Below are 20,002 nucleotides of genomic sequence, written 5' to 3'. Positions count from 1 at the left end.
TTGGCACAGCCGTAGATGACGTCGCTCAGGGCGGCCCAGTCCACGCCGGGGTTGCGGGCCATGAGGGCTTTGAGCGGGATGGCGCCGAGGTCGTCGGCGCGCACGCTGCTGAGGGCGCCGCCGTAGCGGCCGAAGGGGGTGCGGATCGCGTCGCAGATGAAGGCTGGGGGCATGGTCGGGTCCGGGATCGGTCGAAGGCGGTGATCAGGAGGGACTGCAGGTGCCCGACGCGAACATGTCGAGCAGCAGGGCATGGGTGGCGTCGGGCCGTTCGTACTGCACCCAGTGGCCGGCATCGGGCAGGATGTGCAGGCGCCGTTCGGGCCGGCCTTGCAGCAGGGTCGGGCCGATCTGCTGGGGGCGCCCGGTGACGTCGTGTTCGCCCCAGAGCAGCAGCAGGGCGCCGCGGTAAGGGGTGAGGATGTCGGCCAGTTGTGCGTCGCGCGAGATGGCTTTGCTGCGAAAGCGCGTGGCGCGCGAGGCGTCGGCGTGCAATACCAGGGCATGCGCGTCGATGCGCGCGCGGTCGTGCAGCATCAGCAGGGCCAGGTTGTCGGCATGCGCCTGCCAGCGCTCAGCGCCGGCCAGTCTGCGCCAGTTGATCAGTTCGATGGTCCGCGGGCGCTCGCCGCCGTGGCCGGCGGTGCCCAGCAAGGCCAGGTGCCCCACACGGCCCATCGCCGGGCCGCAGGCCCATTGGGCGGCCACCAGACCCCCGAACGAGAAGCCGGCGAGGTCAAAGCGGGTGTGCGTGCCGATGAGCTGGCGCAGCCCCTGTTCGAGCGCCGCCACCAGGCGGACCATGCGGTCGGGGGCATGCGGAGGGCCGGGGAGGGTGTCGGAGTCGCCGAAGCCAGGCATGTCCGGCACCCAGACGCTGCGCCCGGCGGCGGCCAGGGCTTCGATATTGCGGGCCCAGTGCGTCCACGCGCCGTGACCGCCGTGCAGCAGCACCAGCGCGGGGGCGTCCGGCGGGCCCCAGTGGCGCCAGTGCAGGCGGGTGCCAGCCTCTCCGGTGGTGACGTGCGACTGGCCGTTCGCTGCCAGGGCGCGCAGCCCGCGCCGCGCCGCGACGAGGTGGCGGGCTGCGCAGGGGCCCTGTGCGTCGCTCATGCCTGGTAGATCAGTGCGTCGACTGCGGTCACGCCCTGGCCTTCCGGCAGGATCAGCAGCGGATTGACCTCGGCTTCCACCACGCGCAAAGCGGGCTGCAAGGCCAGTTGCGACAACGCGCTGACGGTGCGCGCCAGCGCTTCGAGGTCGCCGCGCGGCTTGCCGCGCAAGCCGGTGAGCGGCTTGAGGGCGTTGACCTCGGTGACCATCTCGCGCGCCGTCTCCACCGTCACGGGGGCCAGCCGGATGCTGCGGTCCTTGGCGATCTCGGCCCAGATGCCGCCGGCGGCCAGCATGATGATGGGGCCGGCTTCCGGGTCGACGCGGTAGCCCACCAGCACCTCGCCCAGCCCCTTTTGCATGGGCTGCACCAGCACCTCGTCGCAGGCCACACCGGGCGCCTTGTCGTCCAGATGCTGGCGCAGGGTGGTCATGGCCGCAGCGAGTGCCTGCTCGTCCTGCAGGTTGAGCAGCACACCGCCCACCTCGGTCTTGTGCGGGATCTCGGCCGAGCAGACCTTGGCCACGACCGGGAAGCCGAAGGGCAGCGGGGCGGGTGTGCCGGTGTCGTCGAAACGGCGCAGCGCGGCGGGGGCGTGTGGCACGCCGATCTGGTCGAGGATGCCGTAGGCCTGGGCTTCGCTGAGCGTGCGCACCTGGTCCGGCGTGTCTGCGGGCAGGGCCTGTGCCGGCGGGCCGGGCTGGCGGCGCGCGAACACCGCCGCGATGGCATCGGCACAGGCTTCGGGTGTGCGGAAGCAGGGCACGCCCGCGGCCGTGAGCGAGGCCAGGGCTTCGGGTGCATCGGGCACCAGCATGGCGGCCAGCGGCTTGGCGTGGCGGGCGCATTCGATGATGGGCTTGACCGCCAGATGCGGCTGGAAGCGCGCGGAAGAACCGACCACCGCGAGCACGAGATCGAATTCGGGCGCTGCGAGCAGGATGTCCAGCGCGGCCTTCATGGTTTCGTATTTGGTCCCGGCCAGGGTCAGGTCCAGCACGCGCCCGGGGGTGCAGGGCAGGCCGGCCTGATCGAGCAGCGCCAGGGTCTGCGCCGACGGCGGCTCAACCACCACGTCGCGCACACCGAGCTGGTCCACCGCCATCGCGGCGCCGCCACCCGTGGTGGTGACCACACCGACGCGTTTCGGTGCACTCTCCAGCGGAATGCGGCGCGCCAGCGGGAAGGTTTCCAGCAAGGCCTCGAGGATGCCTACGCGCGCGATGCCCAGGTCTTTGAAGAAGGCGTCGGCGATGTCGTCTTCGCCCGCGATGGCGCCGGTGTGCGTGGTGGCCATCTCGGCCGCGGCGGCGGATCGGCCCAGCTTGTAGGCGATCACCGGTTTGCCTGCGCGCCGTGCCGCGCGCGCGAAGGCCTGCAGCTCGGCGCCGTGGCGCAGGCTTTCGAGGAACAGCAGATAGCCCTCGATGTCGGGATCATCGAGCGTGGCCATGCAGATCTCGCCGATGCTCAGGTCGACTTCGTTGCCGACCGACACCAGGCCCGCAAACCCGACGCCCCGGGCCTTGCCGCGCGAGACCAGCGAACCGATCATGCTGCCGCTGTGCGAGGCCACCAGCACCTTGCCCACCGGCAAATCGGGCTCGGCGAACGCGGCGTTGGCGGTGAGCATCAGGCCGTTGCGCGGGTTCACCACCCCCAGGCTGCTGGGGCCGAGCAGGCGCAGGCCGGAGGCGGCGCAGAGGTCCCGCAGTGCCTGTTCGCGCGCCAGTCCCTCGGCGCCAGCCTCGGAAAATCCGGAAGCCAGCACGGTGATGGCCTTGACGCCGAGGCGGGCGCATTCGCGTGCCGTCTCGACCACGCTGCTGGTGGGCGAGAGCACGAACACGTGTTCAGGAACCTCTGGCAACGCCGCCAGCGAGGCCCAGGCTCGCTCGCCCTGCACGGTGGTGCGGTTTGGGTTGATGGGGTAGATCGCGCCGGCGAAGCCGCTGCGGCGCAGGTACTGCAGCGGGCGGCCACTGGTTTTCGAGGTGTCGTCGGACACGCCGACCAGGGCCACGCTGGTGGGGTTGAGCAGGGCCGAGGCCAGGGCGGCGCCGGTGGAAGGCTGGTTCATGCGTCTCGGTTTTCGGGAGTCGGGTCGGGCCCGGCCCGCAATGGGTACCGCGGGCCGGGAGGGCAGGGGCTGCGTGGCGCGAGTCAGTTCGCCGCTGGCGGGCGCTGCGAGAAGGTGCGGCCGAACACGCCTTCGGCGATGCGGTTCTTGAGCACCTCGATGGAGCCGCCCGCGATCATCCAGCCCCGCGTGCGCCGCACGCAGTATTCCACCAGACATTCCTGGCTGAACCCGGTGCCGCCCATGACCTGCAGCGCTTCGTTGGACACGTCCCAGCCCGCCATGTTGCAGGCCAGTTTGGCCATGGCGGTGCTCTGGGCCGATGGCAGACCGTGTTCGCCTTCGAGCGCGGCACGGTACAGCAGCATCTGGGCCTGCTCCAGCTTCATCGCCATCTCGGCAAACTTCCACTGGATGCCCTGGAATTCGCACAGCTCGCGGCCGAACTGTTTGCGGGTGAGCGCGTGTTCGCGCGCCAGGTTGAAGGCGTGTCGGCCCAGCGCGAGCGCGCGCGAAGCATTGCCCAGGCGCTCCACGTTGAAGCCGGAGATCTGCTTCTTGAAGCCACCCGGGCCCAGCAGCAGGTTGGCCACCGGGATGCGGCAGTTGTCGAAATACAGCTGGGCCCACTGCTCGCCGTTCATGAAGGCCGACGGCTCGCCGATCTGGAAGCCCGGCGTGCCGCGTTCGACCAGCACCGATCCGATGCCGCCCACGCCGGGACCGAAGCGCACGTAGATCAGGAACAGCCCGGCCTCCGGGCTGTGGGTGGAAAACACCTTGCTGCCGTTGATGACGTAGTGGTCGCCGTCGAGGCGGGCGCTGGTCTTGAGCTCGGTCACGGCCGAGCCGGCGTCGGGCTCGCTCATGCCCAGCGAAATCAGCTTCTTGCCGGCCAGCAGGTCGGGCAGGAAACGCGCTTTCTGCTCCGCGGTCGCATATTCGACGAAGGTGCGGATCGGGCCGAAGTTGCCGGCCTGCACGATGTCGGCGCTGCGCGGGCAGACCAGGGCGATCTGCTCGATGGCCAGCACCGCGTGCATGAGCGTGCCGCCCTGGCCCTGGTCTTCTTCGGGGAAGGCGATGCCGAGCAGGCCCTGTTCGGCCAGCAACGCGGCTGTCTCCCAGGGGTAATGGGTGGCGTGGGCCCGGGCGAGCGCGCCGTCCTTGAGTTTGTCGTTGGCGAAACGGGCGACCGAATCGGCAAAAGCCCGGTGTTCCTCACTGAGTGTGAAATCCATGCACTGTCCTGTGTGGTGGGTTCGATGACGGGCGGATATTGCCCGCGCCGACCGGGCTTGAGAACTTCCGCTTTTGTCATGAGCCTGAACAAATTCTCATACCAGCGCCACAAATGTGAAGTGGTCAGCGCCGGGCGCTGCGGCCAAGATCGGCCCATGACCGCTGCCCAGACTTTCGCCGCCTACGCCGCTTCCCTGTGCCACGCACCACTTCCTGCCGAGGTGGTGCACCACGCCAAGCGTGCCATCGTCGACTGGTACGCCGCGCTGCTGCCCGGTGCCGTCGAGGCGCCGCCCACGCTGCTGGAGAAGGCGCTGCAAGAAGACCTGGACCGCGGGGGCGCGCGCCTGGCGCTGGGCCGGGCGGCCACGGTGCGCGCGGCGGCGCTGATCAACGGAACGGCGGCCCACACGGTGGAGGTGGACGACATCTACCGCGAGGCCATCTTCCACCCGGGGGCGCCGACCATCGCCGCCGCCCTGGCCCTGGCACAGGCGCGTGGCGCCACGGGCCTGCAGCTGATCCGCGGTGTGGTCGCGGGCTACGAGGTGTCAACCCGCATCGGCGCCGCCATGGGGCGCGACCACTACCGCCACTGGCACAACACCGGCACCGTCGGCACGTTCGGCGCGGCCTCGGCCGCCGCGACACTGCTGGGCCTGGACGCCACGCGGCACGCGCATGCGCTGTGTACCGGTGCCACCTTCGCTGCCGGCCTGCAGCAGGCCTTCCGCATGGACTCCATGTCCAAACCGCTGCACGCCGGCCACGCGGCCGAGGCGGGCGTGCTGGCCGCACTGGCGGCCGAACAGGGGGTGACCGGTTCGCTCGATGTGCTCGATGGCGAGGCCGGTCTGGGCCGCGCCATGAGCGGTGACGTCGACTGGGCGCAGGCGGTGGCCACGCTGGGGCGGGATTTCCACATCACCCGCATGACCTTCAAGAACCACGCCTGCTGCGGCCACACCTTCGCACCCATTGACGGGGCGCTGGAACTGCGCGCGCGCATGGGCGATGTGCGCTGGCAGACGTTGCAGCGGGTCGAGGTGGCGACCTATGGCCCGGCGCTGGCGGTGGCCGGCAACTTTCACCCGCGCACGGCGGCCGAGGCGCGGTTCAGCATTCCCTTCGTGGTGGCCACGGCGCTGATTCACGGCAGCGTGCGGCTGTCGGCGTTTTCGGACGAGCGCCTGAGCGATCCCGACGTCCGGGCCCTGATGGCGCGCATCCACCTGAGCGTCGATCCCGAAATCGACGGGCGCTTCCCGGGGCAGCGCGCCGCGCGCCTGCGCTTCACCACCGAAGACGGCCGCACGGGCAGCTACCTGCAGCCCACGCGCAAGGGTGATCCCGAGCAGCCACTGACGGACGACGAGTTGTCCGGCAAATTCCTCGAACTGGCGGTGCCCGTGGTGGGCAGCGAGCGTGCGGAGCGCTTGCTGAGCCACCTGTGGACGCTGGAGGCGCGCGCGCAACTGCTGGACCTTTGAGATGGCGGTGGTTTCGCCCGGCGAACCGCCGTCGCCACGCCCCGATCTGCGCTTCAAACTGTTCACCCTGCTGCTGGCCTGGGCGGCGGCCGAGCTGTGCCTGTGGCTGCGCATGCCGATCCCGTGGATGCTGGGCCCATTGCTGGCCACCGCGCTGCTGACCCTGGGCGGCCTGCCAACCCGCAGCGATCTGCGCCTGCGCAATGCCGGGCAGTGGGTGATGGGCGCTTCGCTGGGCCTGTACTTCACACCGCAGATCGTGGCGCAACTGCTGGGTCTCTGGTGGGCGGTGGTGTCTTCGGTGGTTTGGGCGCTGCTGCTCGGGCTGTTGTACGGTCACTGGCTGTACCGTTCGTGCTCGGGGCGGTTGCCGGGTGTGGACGACGCCGCGCTGCGGCCCTCGGCCTACTACGCCGGCGCGATCGGCGCCGCTTCCGAAATGACGCTGCTGGCCGAGCGCGAGGGCGCGCGCACCGATCTGGTCGCGGCCTCGCACAGCCTGCGCATGCTGATCGTGGTGCTGGTCATGCCTTTCGGCATGTTGATGGCGAAATCGTGGTGGCACCTCGATGTGGTGGCGCTCTCACCCGGCCTCACGAAAACCGCCAGCGTGGTGGGTCTCGCGCTGCTGGCGCTGGCCACCGGGGCGGGCGCGTGGCTCATGCGCTGGCGCCGTTTGCCCAACCCGTGGTTCCTCGGCCCCTTGCTGGTGGCGATCGCACTGGCCGTCACCCAGACCGCCCCGTCCGCGGTGCCCGCCGTGCTGTCCAACCTGGCGCAGCTGTTCATCGGTGTGAGCCTGGGTGTGCGCTTCAGCCCGGCTTTTGTGCGCACGGCGCCGCACTGGCTGTGGCGCGTTGCCCTGGGCACGCTGGGTCTGCTGCTGGCCTGTGCGGTCTTCGGCGGCTTGCTGGCGCTGGTCAGTGGCCTGCACCCGGCGACCGCCATGTTGGGGACCGCGCCCGGAGGCATGACCGAGATGTCCATCACCGCCAAGGTGTTGCAACTGGGGGTGGCCGTGGTCACGGCCTTTCAGGTCACGCGGCTGGTGGCTGTGCTGGTGCTGGTGCAGCCCGTGTACCGCCATTGGGCACGCCGCCTGACCGTGCCGGCAGGGGCGGGCGAGGGCGGCGCATGACAGTCATGACCAAAGGTCATTCCTTGCGGACAAATTGTCGGTTGTCCGGATGTGTGCGCTATGGAGAATCCACTTCCGGAGATGAACCCATGAACCCTACCCATCCGAACGACCCGAGTGGCGACTGGCTGGCCTACCGCGGCCGCTATGTCAACGTCACCTTCCTGCTCAAGAAGGGCGAGGCCGAGTACCTCGTCACCATCCACGAAGGCCGCGTGGTGCGCGTCCAGCCTGGTCCGCACGTGATGCCGCGCTGGACTTTCGCCCTCGTGGCCGGCGACGACACCTGGCAGCGCTTCTGGGCACCCACGCCGCAACCGCGTTTCCACGATCTCATGGCCATGGTCAAGTTCAAGACGCTCAAGGTCGAAGGCGATCAGGCCATCTTCATGAGCAACCTGCTGTATTTCAAGGAGCTGGTGCGCCAGCTCGGGAGCCAGATCCATGCGCGCTAAGAAAGAGGCCGTGGTGGGCGGCTATGTCAACGTCGAGATTGCGGGCCGTGCCTGCCGTGTCTACTATGAAACTGCCGGCGCCGGCCAGCCGCTGCTGTGCCTGCACACCGCAGGCAGCGACAGCCGCCAGTACCGCGGACTGATGAACGATGAGGCCATCACCTCGCGCTTCCAGGTCATCTGCTTCGACATGCCCTACCACGGCAAGTCGTCGCCCCCGGCGGGCTGGGAGACACACGAATACAAGCTCACCAGCGACCTCTACGTCGAGACCATCACGGCATTCATGGACGCGATGGAGATCCATCGGCCCATCACCCTCGGTTGCTCCATCGGCGGGCGCGTGGTGCTGCACCTGGCGCTGCGCTGCCCTGAGCGCTTCAAGGCGCTGATCGGCCTGCAGTCGGGTGCGCACGTCAATCCCTATTACGAACTTGACTGGCTGCACCGCCCGGACGTGCACGGTGGCGAGGTGTGTGCGGGCATCGTCTCGGGCCTGATCGGCCCGCACGCCGACAACCAGGACCGCTGGGAAACGCTGTGGCACTACATGCAGGGTGGTCCCGGCATCTTCAAAGGCGACCTGCACTTCTACAAAGGCGAGGGCGATCTGCGCGGCATGGTGCAGAAGATCGACGTGTCGAAGTGCCCGCTGTACCTGCTCACCGGCGAGTACGACTATTCGTGCACACCCGAGGACAGTGAAGACCTGGCGCGCCTCATTCCCGGCTCGCAGCTGCAGATCATGCCCTGCATCGGTCACTTTCCGATGAGCGAGGCGCCGGCCGCGTTCATCAGCCACCTGCTGCCCGTGCTGCAGCGCATCGAATCCCCGGAAATCCAGCCATGAAAGTCGGCTTCATCGGACTCGGTCGCATGGGCTTTGCCCTGGCGTCCCACCTTGTGCGCAACCAGGTGGACCTCACGGTCCACGACCTTCAGATAGCGCCGGTGGACAAGCTGGTCGCGCTCGGCGCCCGGCGTGCCCCGGATGTGCAGCAGCTCGCGGCGGACGTGGACGTGGTGTTCACCATGCTGCCCGGCCCGAAGCAGGCGCGCGAAGTGATCCTGGGCGCAGGCGGTGTGCTGGCCGGTTTGAAGGCCGGGGCCCACCTGGTGGAGTTGAGCACCATCGACACCGACACGGTCGACGAACTGGCGCGCGCCGCCAGCGAGCGCCGCGTGCACTTTGCCGACGCGCCGGTGGGCCGGCTGGCGGCGCATGCCGACCGGGGTGAATCGCTGTTCATGCTGGGGGCTGAAAAGGCCGATCGGGCCGTGCTCGAACCCCTGCTGCTCAAGATGGGGACCACGGTGCTGCACTGCGGTTCGCCGGGCGCGGGCACGCGCATGAAGCTCATCAACAACCTGATGGTGCTGTGCTACTGCCAGATCAATTCCGAAGCCCTGGTGCTGTCCAGCGCGCTCGGGCTGGACGTGCGCAAGACCTTCGAGGTGCTCACCGGCACCACGGCGTCCAACGGCCAGCTCAAGGAAAAGTGGCCGGTCAAGGTGCTCAAGGGCGACCTCACGCCCGGCTTCGACATCGCGCTGGGCTTCAAGGACCTCACGCTGGCTTGCCAGGCCGCGCAGTCGGCCGGGGTGTCGCTGCCCATGGGCAACCTGGCGCGCAGCCTGTTCCAGCTCGCACGGCATGCGGGCAAGGACGGGCAGGACACCTCGTCCATGACCGATTTCTGGGCCGAGTCCAACGGCCTGGACCCGATCCGCCTGTAGCGGCGGGCCGCATTTTCCCGTTCCACACACAAACCCTGGAGACACACTCATGAAACGGATTGCCCTTACCCGGGTGGCGCTTGGCGCTGCCCTGCTGGCCGCGTCGATGGCCGCCCACGCGCAGGATGCCAAGGCGAAGATCTCGGACGGCATGGTCAAGATCGGCGTGCTGACCGACATCAACGGACCCTTCATGGACAACGTTGGCCGCGGCTCCATCGTCGCGACCGAAATCGCGGTCGAGGAGTTTGGCGGCAAGGTGCTGGGCTACCCGATCCAGGTCGTGAGTGCCGACCACCAGAACAAGGCCGACGTGGGCTCGGCCCGGGTGCGTGAATGGCTGGACCGCGACAAGGTCGACGCTGTGACCGAACTGGGCAGCAGCGCCGTGGCACTGGCCGCGATGAAGATCGCGCAGGAGAAGAACCGCATCTCCATCGTCACCGGCGCGGGCGCCGTGCGCATCTCCAACGAGGACTGCACGCCGACCAACCTGCACTGGGTGTACGACACCTATTCGCTGGCCAAGGTGGGCACGCAGTCCATCGTGAAGAACGGTGCCAAGAGCTGGTACTACCTGACGGCCGACTACGCCTTCGGCCATTCGCTGGAGAACGACGGCAAGGCGTTCATCGAAGGTGCGGGCGGCAAGGTGCTGGGTTCTTCGCGCTATCCCTTCCCCGGCAACGACTTCTCTTCGTACATCCTGAAGGCGCAGGCCAGCAAGGCCGACGCTGTGGCGATCGCCACCGCCGGGCTGGACCTGCAGAACGCGATCAAGCAGGGCAAGGAATTCGGTCTGGTCGAGGGTGGCCAGCAGGCGGTGGCCATGTTGATGAGCATCGTCGACGTGCACGGCATCGGCCTCAAGGACTCGGGCGGCATGCTGTTCGCGGAATCGTTCTACTGGGATCTCGACGAGTCCTCGCGCGCCTTCGCACGCAAGTTCTTCGAAAAGACCAAGCGCATGCCCACCGCGCTGCAGGCCGGCCAGTACTCGGCCACGCTGCAGTACCTCAAGGCCATCGAGAAGGCCAAGTCGGACGACGTGGCCGACGTGATGAAGGCCATCAAGAGCATGCCGATCAACGACGCCTTCGCCAAAAATGGCAAGGTGCGCGAAGACGGCAAGATGGTTCACGACATGTACCTCGTGCGCGTGAAGAAGCCGGCCGAGTCCAAGTCGCCGTGGGACTACTACACGGTGCTGGAAACCGTGCCCGGCGACAAGGCTTTCCATCCGCTGGCCGAGAGCAAGTGCTCCCTGGTCAAGAAGTGACCTGATCTTCCTGGGCATTGCCGGCCGTTCGTGGCCGGGGTGCCCCGCGCCCCCATGCAACCAGACATCATCCTCGAGGCCCGCTCGCTGGGCAGGGACTTCAACGGCTTCACGGCCGTCGACAAGGTCTCCCTGGCGGTGCGCAAGGGCGACATCCACGCCATCATCGGCCCCAACGGTGCCGGGAAGACGACGTTCTTCAACCTGCTGACCAGCTTCATCAAGCCCTCGCGCGGCCAGGTGTTCCTGGACGGCGCGGAGATCACCGGCAAGTCGCCGGCCGAGATCGCGAACCTGGGCATGGTGCGCTCGTTCCAGATATCGGCGGTGTTCGGCCACCTCACGGTGCTGCAGAACGTGCGCATCGCGCTGCAAAAGCGCGACGGCGGTGCGCCCAACTTCTGGAGCGCCAACCGCCTGCTGGAGCGTTACAACGAGCGCGCCCTGGAGATCCTGCGGCTGGTGCGCCTGGACAGTGCCGCCGACCGGCTGGCGGTGGAAATCGCCTATGGGCAGAAGCGCGCGCTCGAACTGGCGACCACCATCGCGCTGGAGCCGCGCGTGATCCTGCTGGACGAGCCCACGCAGGGCATGGGCCACGAGGACGTGGAACACATCATGGCGCTGGTGAAGTCGTTCGCCGCGGGCCGCACCGTGGTGATGGTGGAGCACAACATGAAGGTGGTGGCGGGTATCAGCGACCGCATCACCGTGCTGGCACGCGGCAGCGAGCTGGCCAGCGGCACCTACGCGGAAGTCTCGGCCAACGAGGCCGTGATCGAGGCCTACATGGGCCGCAAGAAGCACAGGAGTCCGAATTGACGAGCAGCCCTCTCGCCCTTGAGGTGAAGCACCTCCAGGCATGGTACGGCGAGTCCCATGTGCTGCATGGCATCGACATCGAGGTTCGCCAGGGCGAATGCGTGTCGCTGCTGGGCCGCAACGGCGCCGGCCGCACCTCCACCCTGCGCGCGATCCTGGGCCTCACCAGCCAGCGGTCCGGCGAGGTGCGCATCCATGGCCGCGACGTGATGTCGCTGCCGACGCACCAGATCGCCCGCCTGGGCGTGGGCTACTGCCCGGAGGAGCGTGCCATCTACGCCTCGCTCAGTTGCGAGGAGAACCTGCTGCTGCCGCCGGTGCTCAAGCCGGGCGGCATGTCGCTGGACGAGATCTACGACCTGTTTCCCAACCTGAAGGAGCGCCGCAAGAGCCAGGGCACCCGACTCTCGGGCGGTGAACAGCAGATGCTGGCGATGGCGCGCATCCTGCGCACCGGGGCCGACATCCTGTTCCTGGACGAAATCTCCGAAGGGCTGGCCCCTGTGATCGTGGAGAAGCTGGGGCAGGTGATCGAGGCCCTCAAACAGCGCGGCTACACCATCGTGCTGGTGGAGCAGAACTTCGAGTTTGCGGCCGATCTGGCCGACCGGCTCTACGTGATCGAACACGGGGAGGTGGTCTCGCACCTGCCGGCTGCAGAGATCGCCTCGCAACAGGCAGCGCTCAAAGAGCTGCTGGGCATCTGAGGACCACCATGGAGCTTTTTGGACTGCCACTGCCCGTCGTCATGGGCCAGATCGTCGTCGGTCTGGTCAACGGGTCTTTCTACGCGATTCTCAGCCTCGGCCTGGCCGTGATCTTCGGCATGCTGAACATCGTCAACTTTGTGCATGGCGCGATCTACATGCTGGGTGCGCTGCTGGCCTGGCTGCTGCTGACCAAGCTGGGCGTGAGCTACTGGTGGTCGCTGCTGATCGTGCCGTTGCTCATCGGCGCTTTCGGGTGTGTGCTGGAGCGCACCATGCTGCGCCGGCTCTACCAGATCGATCACGTGTTCGGCATCCTGCTCACGCTGGGGCTGGCGTACATCATCGAAGGCCTGGCGCGCTACTGGTTTGGCGCTGCGGGCATGTCCTTCGACGCGCCCGAAGCATTCAGCGGGGCCTACAACCTGGGCTTCATGCGCCTGCCCAAGTACCGGGTGTGGGTGATCGTGGCGTCGCTGGTGGTGTGTTTTGCCACCTGGGCCATGATTGAAAAGACCAAGCTGGGTGCCTATCTGCGTGCCTCGACCGAGAACCCGGCCATCGCGCGCAGCTTCGGCATCAACGTCTCGGTGCTGGTCACGCTGACCTACGGTCTGGGCGTGGCGCTGGCCGGCTTTGCCGGCGTGCTGGCCGCGCCGATCTACCAGGTCAGCCCGATCATGGGGCACAGCCTGATCATCGTGGTGTTCGCCATCGTGGTCATCGGCGGCATGGGGTCGATCCTGGGTTCCATCATCACCGGCCTGTTCCTGGGGCTGGTCGAAGGCCTCACGCGCGCCTACTGGCCTGAAGCCTCCACCGTGGTCATCTTCGTCGTGATGATCCTGGTGCTGATCCTGCGGCCCTCGGGCCTGTTCGGTAAGGAGTGACCCGTGAACACGCAAGCCACTGAAAAGAAAATCACGGTCGCTGTGCTGCTGCTGGCCCTGGTGCTGCCGGTCTGGCTGTACCCGGTGCTGATGGCGCAACTGGCCTGCATGGCCCTGTTCGCCTGCTCGCTCAACCTGCTGTTCGGCTATGCCGGCCTGCTGTCGTTCGGCCACGCGGCGTTCTTCGGCATCGCCGCCTACGCCACCGGCTACATGACCAAGGCTTGGGGCTTCACGCCCGAGCTGGCGCTGCTGGGTGCGCTGCTGCTGGTGATGTTGGTGGCCTTTTGCACCGGCTCGCTGGCGATCCGGCGCAAGGGCATCTATTTCTCCATGATCACGCTGGCGCTGTCGCAACTGGTGTACTTCATCATCGTGGCCGCGCCTTTCAGCAACAACGAGGACGGCTACCAGGGCGTGCCGCGCGGGGCTTTCCTCGGCCTGCTCGACCTGGGCAACAACTACGTGTTGTATTACTTCGTGCTGGCGATCGTGGTGCTGACCTGGTGGGGCGTGCACCGCGTGGTCAACTCGCCCTATGGCGAGGTGCTCAAGGCGATCAAAGACAACGAACAGCGCGTCACCTCGCTGGGCTACAACGTCAACCGCTACAAGGTGCTGGCCTTCACGCTGTCGGCCGGTGTGGCGGCCATCGCCGGCGGGCTCAAGACCCTCGTGTTCGGGCTGGCGAGCCTGTCGGATGTGCACTGGCACCTCTCCACCGACGGCGTCATCATGATGATCCTGGGCGGCATCGGCTCGCTCATCGCGCCGGTTTTCGGCGCCACCATCCTGGTGCTGGTGCACCACCTGCTGTCGGGCGAGTTCGATGCGCTGGTGCCCGTCATCATGGGCGTCATCTTCGTCGCCTGCGTGCTGGCCTTCCGCGGAGGCGTTGTGCAGTATCTGCACACCCTGGTGCGCCTGCTCACGAGGCGCGCTCCATGACCGCGCCGTTCGAGGTCCTGGCCATCAAGTACGCGACCGTGGAGCGCGTGCGCCACAGCAACTTCTTGCACCCGGTCGATGGCGATCCCGACGCGCCCATGGCACTGGATTTTTTTGTCTGGCTGGTGGTGGGGCAGGGCAGCGTGACGTTGGTGGACACGGGCTTCAGTCCGGCGTCGGCCCTGGTGCGTCAGCGCCAGTACCTGGTATCGCCGCTGGAATCGCTGCGCCGCCTGGGCCATGCCCCCGGCGATGTGAGCGACGTGGTGATCACCCACCTTCACTACGACCACGCCGGCAATCTCGGCGCCTTTCCTTCGGCCCGCATCTGGGTGCAGGACCGGGAGGTGCGTTACGCAACGGGCGACTGCATGTGCGACCCGAAGCAGAACCACTTTTTTTCCACCGACGATGTCGGTCTGCTGATCAAGCGGCTGTACCGGGGCGATGTGCGCCTGGTCGACGGCTTTCACGAACTGCGTGAGGGCCTGGAGTTGCACCGCGTGGGCGGCCACACCGATGGCCTGCAGGTGGTGCGGGTATGGACTGCGCGCGGCTGGGTGGTGCTGGCGTCCGACGCTGCCCACTACCGCGAGAACCTCGTCAAAGAGAACCCTTTCCCCGCCATCTACAGCCTCGACGACATGTTGCAGGGCTATGCCCGCATCCGCGCGCTGGCCGACAGCGAAGACCACATCGTGCCCGGTCACGACCCCATGGTCTGCACGCTGTACCCAACGGCCGGCGTGCCGGGCGTGCACGCCTACCGCATCGCGTGACCCGGCCCGCGGTGGTCATCCGTTCCGCCATCACCATCAGGAGACATTTCATGCGCTTTTCCCACAAACGGGGCTTCCTCATCCGCGCGGTCGCGCTGGCCGGCGCACTGGCCACCGGCAGCGGGGCCTGGGCCCAGACGGCCAGCGACTGGCCGAACCGTGCCGTGACCATCGTTGTCGGTTTCACGGCCGGCGGCCCCACCGACGTGGTGGCCCGCATCCTGGCCGAGCAGCTCAGCGCACGTTTCAACCAGAGCTTCGTCGTCGACAACAAGGCCGGGGCGGGTGGTGGTGTGGCGGCCACGCTGGTGAAGAAGGCCGCTCCGGACGGCTACACGCTCATGTTCGGCAGCAGCGGCACCTTGTCCATCGCGCCCAATCTGCAAAAGAGCCTGGGCTACGACCCACTGCGCGATTTCACCGCCATCGGGCTTGTGGCGAGCTATCCGTATTTCCTCGTCGTGCCCGCCACCTCGACCATGGCCACGTTCGACGACTTCCTCAAGAAGGGCCGTGACCCGGCGTCCAACCTGACTTACGCTTCGGCCGGCAACGGCGCGGTGAACCACCTGGCCGGCGAATGGTTCAAGGCCGAGACCGGTGTGAAGTCGGTGCACGTGCCGTACCGGGGTGACTCCGCCGCGGTCACCGATCTGGTGGGCGGGCGGGTGGACTGGGCTTTCCTGGCCGGCGCCGCCGCGCTGCCGCAGGTGAAGGCCGGCAAGATGCGCATCCTGGCGTCGGCCAGCGCCACGCCCGGGCGTGGTGGCGAAGGCATCCTCACGCTGGGTGAGTCGCGCTACAAGGGTTTTGCGGCCGAACCGTGGAACGGCCTGATGGCGCCGGCTGGCCTGCCGCAGCCCATCGTCGCCAAGCTCAACACCGCGATCAACGAAATCATGCACCGCAAGGACATCGTGGAAAAGCTGGCCGGCATGGAACAGTATCCGTTCACCGGCACGCCCCAGCAGTTCACGAACCACATCAAGGAACAGACGGAGCGCTGGGGCGCTGTGATCAAGGCGGCCGACATCAAGGTTGAGTGACGACATGCAGTATTCCCAGTTCATTGCGGGCGAGTTCCGCCAGGGGGCCTCGGCCACCCGTTTCACGGTCATCAACCCGGCCACTGGCCAGCCACTGGGCGATTACGCCCATGCCACGCGCGCCGATGTGGACGAGGCGGTGGCGGCCGCGGCCGAAGCCTTTCGCACCTGGCGCAAGACTTCGGCGCTCGAGCGCTCGGCGCTGCTGCGCCGTGTGGCCACCCTCATGCGCGAGCGCGGCCAGGCCATGGCCGAGCAGATTGCACGCGAACTCGGCAAGCCCTACGGCGAAGCGCAGAAAGAGGTGGTGACCGCCGCCGAGATGTTCGAGTGGGCCAGCGAAGAGGCGCGCCGCATTTACGGCCGCACCATTCCCGCACGCAGCGAAGGCATCACCCAGACGGTGGTGTGGGAGCCGGTGGGCCCCGTGGCGGCCTTCGCCGGGTGGAATGCGCCGGCCATCACGCCGTCGCGCAAGATCAGCGGCGCGCTGGCTGCGGGCTGCACCATCGTGATCAAACCGTCGGAGGAAACCGCTGGCGTGGCGCTGCTGATTGCCCGCGTGGTGCAGGACGCCGGCATCCCTGATGGGGTGGTGAACCTGGTGTTTGGCGACCCGGCCGAAATTGCCGACATGCTCTGCGCCGCACCGCAGATCGCGATGGTGACCTTCACCGGCGCCACCGCCATCGGCAAGATCATCGGCGCCAAGGCGGCGCAGACCATGAAGCGCGCCACGCTGGAGCTGGGTGGCCATGCGCCCGTGGTGGTGTGTGACGACGTCGACGTCGACCGCGTGGTCCGCATGGCAGTGGCCACCAAGTACCGCAATGCCGGCCAGGTGTGCACTTCGCCCACGCGTTTTCTCGTGCAGGCGCCCATCTACGCCGCGTTCTGCGAGAAGTTCGTGAAGGCGGCCGAGGCGGTGGTGGTGGGCGACCCGTTCGATGCCGCCACGCAGATGGGCCCGCTCAAGAATCAGCGCCGGCTTGATGCGATCGACCGCCTGGTGCAGGACGCGCGCGAGCGCGGGCTGACCGTGGCCACGGGTGGCGAACGCATCGGTCGCGAAGGCTTCTTCTACCGGCCCACGGTCATTCTGCAGCCCACGCTGGACAGTGATGTGGCGTCGATCGAGCCGTTCGGGCCGATCGCGCTGATCAGCCCGTTCGAGCAGCTGGACGACGCCATCGCAGAGGCCAACCGCCTGCCCTTTGGTCTGGCCGCGTACGCCTACACCAACCACCTGCAGCGCGCCCACCGCCTGGCCAACGAAATCGACAGCGGTGTGGTCTGTGTCAACGAATGGCAGGCCTCGTTGCCGGAGACGCCGTTTGGTGGCCACAAGGACAGCGGCCTTGGTTCCGAAGGCGGCATCGAGGGCGTGCAGGAGTTTCTGCGCATCAAGTGCGTGCGCCAGGGAGCCGCCTCGTGAGCGCCGCAGTGCTCGGTTTTGTCGGCGTCGGCGTGATGGGCGAGGGCATGTGCAGCAACTTGCTGCATAAGTCAGGCTGCCCGGTCCATGTGGCCGATCTCAACGCCGAAGCCGTGGCCCGCCTGGCGGCGCAGGGCGCGGTGGCGTCCAGCCTCGAAGGCCTGCGTCAGTCGGTGCACACGGTGTTCCTTTCGCTGCCCTCGATCGACCAGGTCGAGGCGGTGTGCTTGGGCACCGGCGGGCTGATTGTCGAGGGTGGCTCGATCCGCACCGTGGTCGACATGAGCACCAGCGACGTGCCCCGCACCCGCGCACTGGCCGCGAAGCTGGCCGAGCGGGGCGTGAATTTTCTGGATGCGCCGGTGGCGCGCAGCCGCGAGGCCGCCCGCAACGGCACGCTGCTGATCACCGTGGGCGGCGACGCCGCACTGTTCGAAGCGGTGGCGCCGCAGTTGCGCTGCATGGGCTCGGACGTGCTGCACTGCGGCGGCGTGGGTGCGGGCCAGGTGGTGAAGATCATGAACAACATGGTCCTGCTGTCCACCGTGCACGCGCTGGCCGAGGCCATGGCCATCGCGGAGGCTGCGGGCGTGGACAAGGCCCTGCTCGCGAACGTGCTGCGGCTCGGCTCTGCCGACTCCTTCGCCCTGCGCCTGACCGGCGAAAAATACCTTGCGCGCGACGACTTCCCGGAAAAGCTGTTCCCGACCGCTTATGCGCTGAAGGACCTGAAGCTGGCACTGGGCCTGGCGCACGCTTCGGGCATCCGACCCACGGTGGCCGAAGCCGCAGCCGACCTGCTGGGCCAGGCCGCCGACCAGGGCTACGCCATGAGTTACTACCCGGTGGTCTACCGGCTGATCCGGCCGAGCCCGCAGGCCTGAGCACCAGCGCCTGCCCGACGGTGCACCGCGCCGGCACCCGCCTCACGCGGTGGCCGGCGCGGGTGTTTCCTGGGCTTCGTGCAGCAGCCAGTCCTTGAACGAGGCGATCTTGCTGGAATAGCGCTGCAGCGAAGGGGTCACGATGTAGTGGCCCTTGCCGGTGCGCAGCGGGCTGGCGAAAGGGCGCACCAGGCGGCCCGCGCGGATGTCGGCGTCCAGCATGTGCTGCTGGCCGATGGCGATGCCCAGCCCGTCCATGGCGGCTTGCCAGGTCAGGATCGAGCTGCTGAAGATCATCTTCTCGGCCTTGTCGTACACGCCGTCGAGGCCCGCGTGGGCCAGCCAGGTGGGCCAGTCGTTCTTGCGGTACTTGGACACCAGCAGCCGTTTGCCGTGCAGCGCCTCGGGCAGGCGCAGGCCACCGTGGGCCGCTTCCAGGAAAGCCGGCGAACACACCGGCTCGATCACGTCTTCCAGCAGCAAGGTGGCGTCGGCGTCCGGCCAGTGGCCTTCACCGAACACGATGGCCAGGTCGCATTTTTCGGTGCCGAAATCCAGCGGGGCGCTGCTGTTGGCGATGTCCACCTCCACATCGGGGTACTGCACCTTGAAGCGCGGCAGGCGCGGAATGAGCCACCGCGCCGTGAGCGTGGTGTACGTGCGCAGCCGGATGACGTTGTCCGAATATTTCTGCGTGATGAACTGGGTGGCTTGCGAAATCTCCTCAAAGGCCGGCCCGATGCGCTGCGCGTAGACCTCACCCACGTCGGTGAGCCGCACGCCCACGCGCTCGCGGGTGAATAGCTGGACGCCCAGGTATTCCTCCAGCACCGCGATCTGCCGGCTGACCGCCGACTGGCTGACCAGCAGTTCATTCGCCGCGGTGGTGAGGTTGTGGGTTCGTGCGACGACTTCGAAGACCTTGAGGGGATTGAGGGGCGGAATCTTCATGGTGGTGGCCGGTACCGCCCGATCATAGAGAAATCGACGCCGCCGGACCACGGTGATCGCCCATGTCCCCGTTCTGTGCGGGCCCGCGCCGGTGGCACGCGGATCAGGCCGCGGCGGTGCCCTGCCGGACGCGGAAGTGGGCGGTCGAAGTGTCCATGCCGTCCGAAAGCATGGGCCGGCGCGCTTGCGCCTGCCAGAGGGCGACCAGCCTCAACTTCGACGTCATCGTCTGCGATCCGCGCGAGCCCGCGCCACCGAACTGGACGCAGCACGGTGTGAACTTCCCCCGCGAGATGCCCGATGACCTGACCCTGCGGATGCGGCCCGATGCCCGCACCGCGGTGGTGGCGCTCACGCACGACCCCAAGCTCGACGACCAGGCCTTGATCGACGCCCTGCAGTCCGAGGCGTTCTGCGTCGGCGCCATCGGTTCGCGCCGCCACACGCACCCGCGGCGCGAACGGTTTGCCCTGCGTGGGCCGGCAAGGCTCTGCATCGGCAGCAAGACCCTGGCCGAGATCGTGTCTGTCAAAAACGGCGCCAACCCCCACCCGTTGCCGTTGCCGGTGCCGGTGGCCGAAGGCAAACAGGCGTTGGGCCCTGGCGCCGACACCGCATCACCAGCCACCGTCTGCGCGCTCTGACTGCATCACCTGGGTGCTCCGGCGGTTGGCTGGGTGCCTCGGTGGTTGTTGGGACGCCGGGTAGGCCTGACAAAATAATTTCTATTTTAGAAATTATTAATGGATGATTTGGTGGTTTATCTTCTGATTCGGAAATTTTAAAGTTCATCCCAAGGCAGCGATACACGCACTGACCGCCGCGAAACGCGGTGAAACGCAGCGATACCGGGCCGAAAAGACCGCCGGGGTCGTGCCCGGCACGATGAACCTCTGACATTCCACCGAAAGGAACCATCATGAACACCCAACGTCGCTTCACTTCCGTTTTTGCTGCTGCCGTGCTGGCCATCGCCGCCGGTCAGGCCGTGGCCGCCGACCAGGG

The 20,002-nt window shown here is 67.5% G+C and carries 20 protein-coding genes; 15 read left to right on the top strand and 5 right to left on the bottom strand.

Features of this window, described 5'->3' with window-relative positions; translation table 11 throughout:
- The 4 genes from QQK43_RS20145 to QQK43_RS20130 all read right to left on the bottom strand — a co-directional run.
- Positions 1 to 173: thiolase family protein (locus tag QQK43_RS20145; protein ID WP_502260856.1), on the bottom strand; the 173-nt coding region annotated here is incomplete at its 3' end.
- A 31-nt stretch (positions 174 to 204) separates the two neighbouring features.
- Positions 205 to 1,113: an alpha/beta fold hydrolase gene (locus tag QQK43_RS20140; protein WP_234266928.1), complete on the bottom strand. Its 909-nt coding sequence runs from the start codon at positions 1,111 to 1,113 to the stop codon at positions 205 to 207.
- Positions 1,110 to 3,194, bottom strand: a complete 2,085-nt coding sequence (locus QQK43_RS20135; RefSeq protein WP_284309217.1) for an acetate--CoA ligase family protein — start codon at positions 3,192 to 3,194, stop codon at positions 1,110 to 1,112. The genes QQK43_RS20140 and QQK43_RS20135 overlap by 4 nt, the downstream gene beginning before the upstream one ends.
- 83 nt (positions 3,195 to 3,277) lie before the next feature.
- On the bottom strand, positions 3,278 to 4,435 hold the full coding sequence (locus QQK43_RS20130; RefSeq protein WP_234266926.1) for an acyl-CoA dehydrogenase family protein: 1,158 nt from the start codon (positions 4,433 to 4,435) through the stop codon (positions 3,278 to 3,280).
- Between the two features lie 156 nt (positions 4,436 to 4,591).
- On the opposite strand from QQK43_RS20130, the gene QQK43_RS20125 reads away from it, so the two are divergent.
- The 14 genes from QQK43_RS20125 (at position 4,592) to QQK43_RS20060 (ending at position 18,046) form a co-directional block, all read left to right on the top strand.
- Entirely contained in the window at positions 4,592 to 5,926 is a 1,335-nt protein-coding gene (locus QQK43_RS20125; protein WP_234266924.1) for an MmgE/PrpD family protein, read from the top strand.
- 1 nt (position 5,927) lies between these two features.
- Positions 5,928 to 7,064 carry an AbrB family transcriptional regulator gene (locus QQK43_RS20120; RefSeq protein ID WP_234266922.1) on the top strand — a complete coding sequence of 379 codons (1,137 nt, stop codon included), beginning with the start codon at positions 5,928 to 5,930 and terminating at the stop codon, positions 7,062 to 7,064.
- An 89-nt stretch (positions 7,065 to 7,153) separates the two neighbouring features.
- Positions 7,154 to 7,519 carry a hypothetical protein gene (locus QQK43_RS20115; protein ID WP_234266921.1) on the top strand — a complete coding sequence of 122 codons (366 nt, stop codon included), beginning with the start codon at positions 7,154 to 7,156 and terminating at the stop codon, positions 7,517 to 7,519.
- Positions 7,509 to 8,369 (top strand): alpha/beta fold hydrolase, encoded by an 861-nt coding sequence (locus tag QQK43_RS20110; protein ID WP_284309216.1) that lies wholly within the window; start codon positions 7,509 to 7,511, stop codon positions 8,367 to 8,369. The genes QQK43_RS20115 and QQK43_RS20110 overlap by 11 nt, the downstream gene beginning before the upstream one ends.
- A complete protein-coding gene (locus tag QQK43_RS20105; RefSeq protein ID WP_284309215.1) occupies positions 8,366 to 9,256 on the top strand; it encodes an NAD(P)-dependent oxidoreductase in 891 nt (296 codons plus the stop codon). The genes QQK43_RS20110 and QQK43_RS20105 overlap by 4 nt, the downstream gene beginning before the upstream one ends.
- 49 nt (positions 9,257 to 9,305) lie before the next feature.
- Positions 9,306 to 10,535, top strand: coding sequence for an ABC transporter substrate-binding protein (locus QQK43_RS20100; protein WP_234266917.1), 1,230 nt, complete (start codon positions 9,306 to 9,308; stop codon positions 10,533 to 10,535).
- Positions 10,536 to 10,589: 54 nt separating this feature from the next.
- On the top strand, positions 10,590 to 11,357 hold the full coding sequence (locus QQK43_RS20095) for an ABC transporter ATP-binding protein (RefSeq protein ID WP_234266916.1): 768 nt from the start codon (positions 10,590 to 10,592) through the stop codon (positions 11,355 to 11,357).
- Positions 11,354 to 12,064, top strand: coding sequence for an ABC transporter ATP-binding protein (locus tag QQK43_RS20090; RefSeq protein ID WP_234266915.1), 711 nt, complete (start codon positions 11,354 to 11,356; stop codon positions 12,062 to 12,064). Before QQK43_RS20095 ends, QQK43_RS20090 begins: the two co-directional genes overlap by 4 nt.
- A gap of 8 nt (positions 12,065 to 12,072) precedes the next feature.
- Complete coding sequence (locus QQK43_RS20085; protein ID WP_284309214.1) at positions 12,073 to 12,954, top strand: branched-chain amino acid ABC transporter permease; 882 nt, start codon at positions 12,073 to 12,075, stop codon at positions 12,952 to 12,954.
- Positions 12,955 to 12,957: 3 nt separating this feature from the next.
- Positions 12,958 to 13,902, top strand: a complete 945-nt coding sequence (locus tag QQK43_RS20080; RefSeq protein WP_234266913.1) for a branched-chain amino acid ABC transporter permease — start codon at positions 12,958 to 12,960, stop codon at positions 13,900 to 13,902.
- Positions 13,899 to 14,681 (top strand): N-acyl homoserine lactonase family protein, encoded by a 783-nt coding sequence (locus tag QQK43_RS20075; RefSeq protein ID WP_284309213.1) that lies wholly within the window; start codon positions 13,899 to 13,901, stop codon positions 14,679 to 14,681. Before QQK43_RS20080 ends, QQK43_RS20075 begins: the two co-directional genes overlap by 4 nt.
- 50 nt (positions 14,682 to 14,731) lie before the next feature.
- Positions 14,732 to 15,727: a Bug family tripartite tricarboxylate transporter substrate binding protein gene (locus QQK43_RS20070; protein WP_234266911.1), complete on the top strand. Its 996-nt coding sequence runs from the start codon at positions 14,732 to 14,734 to the stop codon at positions 15,725 to 15,727.
- Between the two features lie 4 nt (positions 15,728 to 15,731).
- Entirely contained in the window at positions 15,732 to 17,162 is a 1,431-nt protein-coding gene (locus tag QQK43_RS20065; RefSeq protein WP_284309212.1) for an NAD-dependent succinate-semialdehyde dehydrogenase, read from the top strand.
- Positions 17,159 to 18,046 carry an NAD(P)-dependent oxidoreductase gene (locus QQK43_RS20060; protein WP_284309211.1) on the top strand — a complete coding sequence of 296 codons (888 nt, stop codon included), beginning with the start codon at positions 17,159 to 17,161 and terminating at the stop codon, positions 18,044 to 18,046. Before QQK43_RS20065 ends, QQK43_RS20060 begins: the two co-directional genes overlap by 4 nt.
- Positions 18,047 to 18,088: 42 nt before the next feature.
- On the opposite strand, the gene QQK43_RS20055 is transcribed toward QQK43_RS20060, so the two are convergent.
- Entirely contained in the window at positions 18,089 to 18,997 is a 909-nt protein-coding gene (locus QQK43_RS20055; RefSeq protein WP_284309210.1) for a LysR substrate-binding domain-containing protein, read from the bottom strand.
- 155 nt (positions 18,998 to 19,152) lie between these two features.
- Here QQK43_RS20055 and QQK43_RS20050 point away from each other — a divergent pair, with 155 nt between their 5' ends.
- The gene (locus tag QQK43_RS20050; protein WP_284309209.1) at positions 19,153 to 19,641 is read left to right on the top strand and encodes an XdhC family protein; all 489 of its coding nucleotides are present in this window, start codon (positions 19,153 to 19,155) and stop codon (positions 19,639 to 19,641) included.
- The last annotated feature ends 361 nt before the right edge of the window (positions 19,642 to 20,002 follow it).

The sequence above is a fragment of the Hydrogenophaga electricum genome, assembly GCF_030160815.1.
Classification (GTDB): Bacteria; Pseudomonadota; Gammaproteobacteria; order Burkholderiales; family Burkholderiaceae_C; genus Hydrogenophaga; species Hydrogenophaga electricum.
This window is presented reverse-complemented; position numbering and strand designations above follow the sequence as displayed.

Coding starts and splice junctions, on each gene's coding strand:
- QQK43_RS20140 (WP_234266928.1), bottom strand. CDS start 1,113: ATGAGCGACGCACAGGGCCCCTGCGCAGCCCGCCACCTCGTCGCGGCG.
- QQK43_RS20135 (WP_284309217.1), bottom strand. CDS start 3,194: ATGAACCAGCCTTCCACCGGCGCCGCCCTGGCCTCGGCCCTGCTCAAC.
- QQK43_RS20130 (WP_234266926.1), bottom strand. CDS start 4,435: ATGGATTTCACACTCAGTGAGGAACACCGGGCTTTTGCCGATTCGGTC.
- QQK43_RS20125 (WP_234266924.1), top strand. CDS start 4,592: ATGACCGCTGCCCAGACTTTCGCCGCCTACGCCGCTTCCCTGTGCCAC.
- QQK43_RS20120 (WP_234266922.1), top strand. CDS start 5,928: ATGGCGGTGGTTTCGCCCGGCGAACCGCCGTCGCCACGCCCCGATCTG.
- QQK43_RS20115 (WP_234266921.1), top strand. CDS start 7,154: ATGAACCCTACCCATCCGAACGACCCGAGTGGCGACTGGCTGGCCTAC.
- QQK43_RS20110 (WP_284309216.1), top strand. CDS start 7,509: ATGCGCGCTAAGAAAGAGGCCGTGGTGGGCGGCTATGTCAACGTCGAG.
- QQK43_RS20105 (WP_284309215.1), top strand. CDS start 8,366: ATGAAAGTCGGCTTCATCGGACTCGGTCGCATGGGCTTTGCCCTGGCG.
- QQK43_RS20100 (WP_234266917.1), top strand. CDS start 9,306: ATGAAACGGATTGCCCTTACCCGGGTGGCGCTTGGCGCTGCCCTGCTG.
- QQK43_RS20095 (WP_234266916.1), top strand. CDS start 10,590: ATGCAACCAGACATCATCCTCGAGGCCCGCTCGCTGGGCAGGGACTTC.
- QQK43_RS20085 (WP_284309214.1), top strand. CDS start 12,073: ATGGAGCTTTTTGGACTGCCACTGCCCGTCGTCATGGGCCAGATCGTC.
- QQK43_RS20075 (WP_284309213.1), top strand. CDS start 13,899: ATGACCGCGCCGTTCGAGGTCCTGGCCATCAAGTACGCGACCGTGGAG.
- QQK43_RS20070 (WP_234266911.1), top strand. CDS start 14,732: ATGCGCTTTTCCCACAAACGGGGCTTCCTCATCCGCGCGGTCGCGCTG.
- QQK43_RS20065 (WP_284309212.1), top strand. CDS start 15,732: ATGCAGTATTCCCAGTTCATTGCGGGCGAGTTCCGCCAGGGGGCCTCG.
- QQK43_RS20055 (WP_284309210.1), bottom strand. CDS start 18,997: ATGAAGATTCCGCCCCTCAATCCCCTCAAGGTCTTCGAAGTCGTCGCA.
- QQK43_RS20050 (WP_284309209.1), top strand. CDS start 19,153: ATGCCGTCCGAAAGCATGGGCCGGCGCGCTTGCGCCTGCCAGAGGGCG.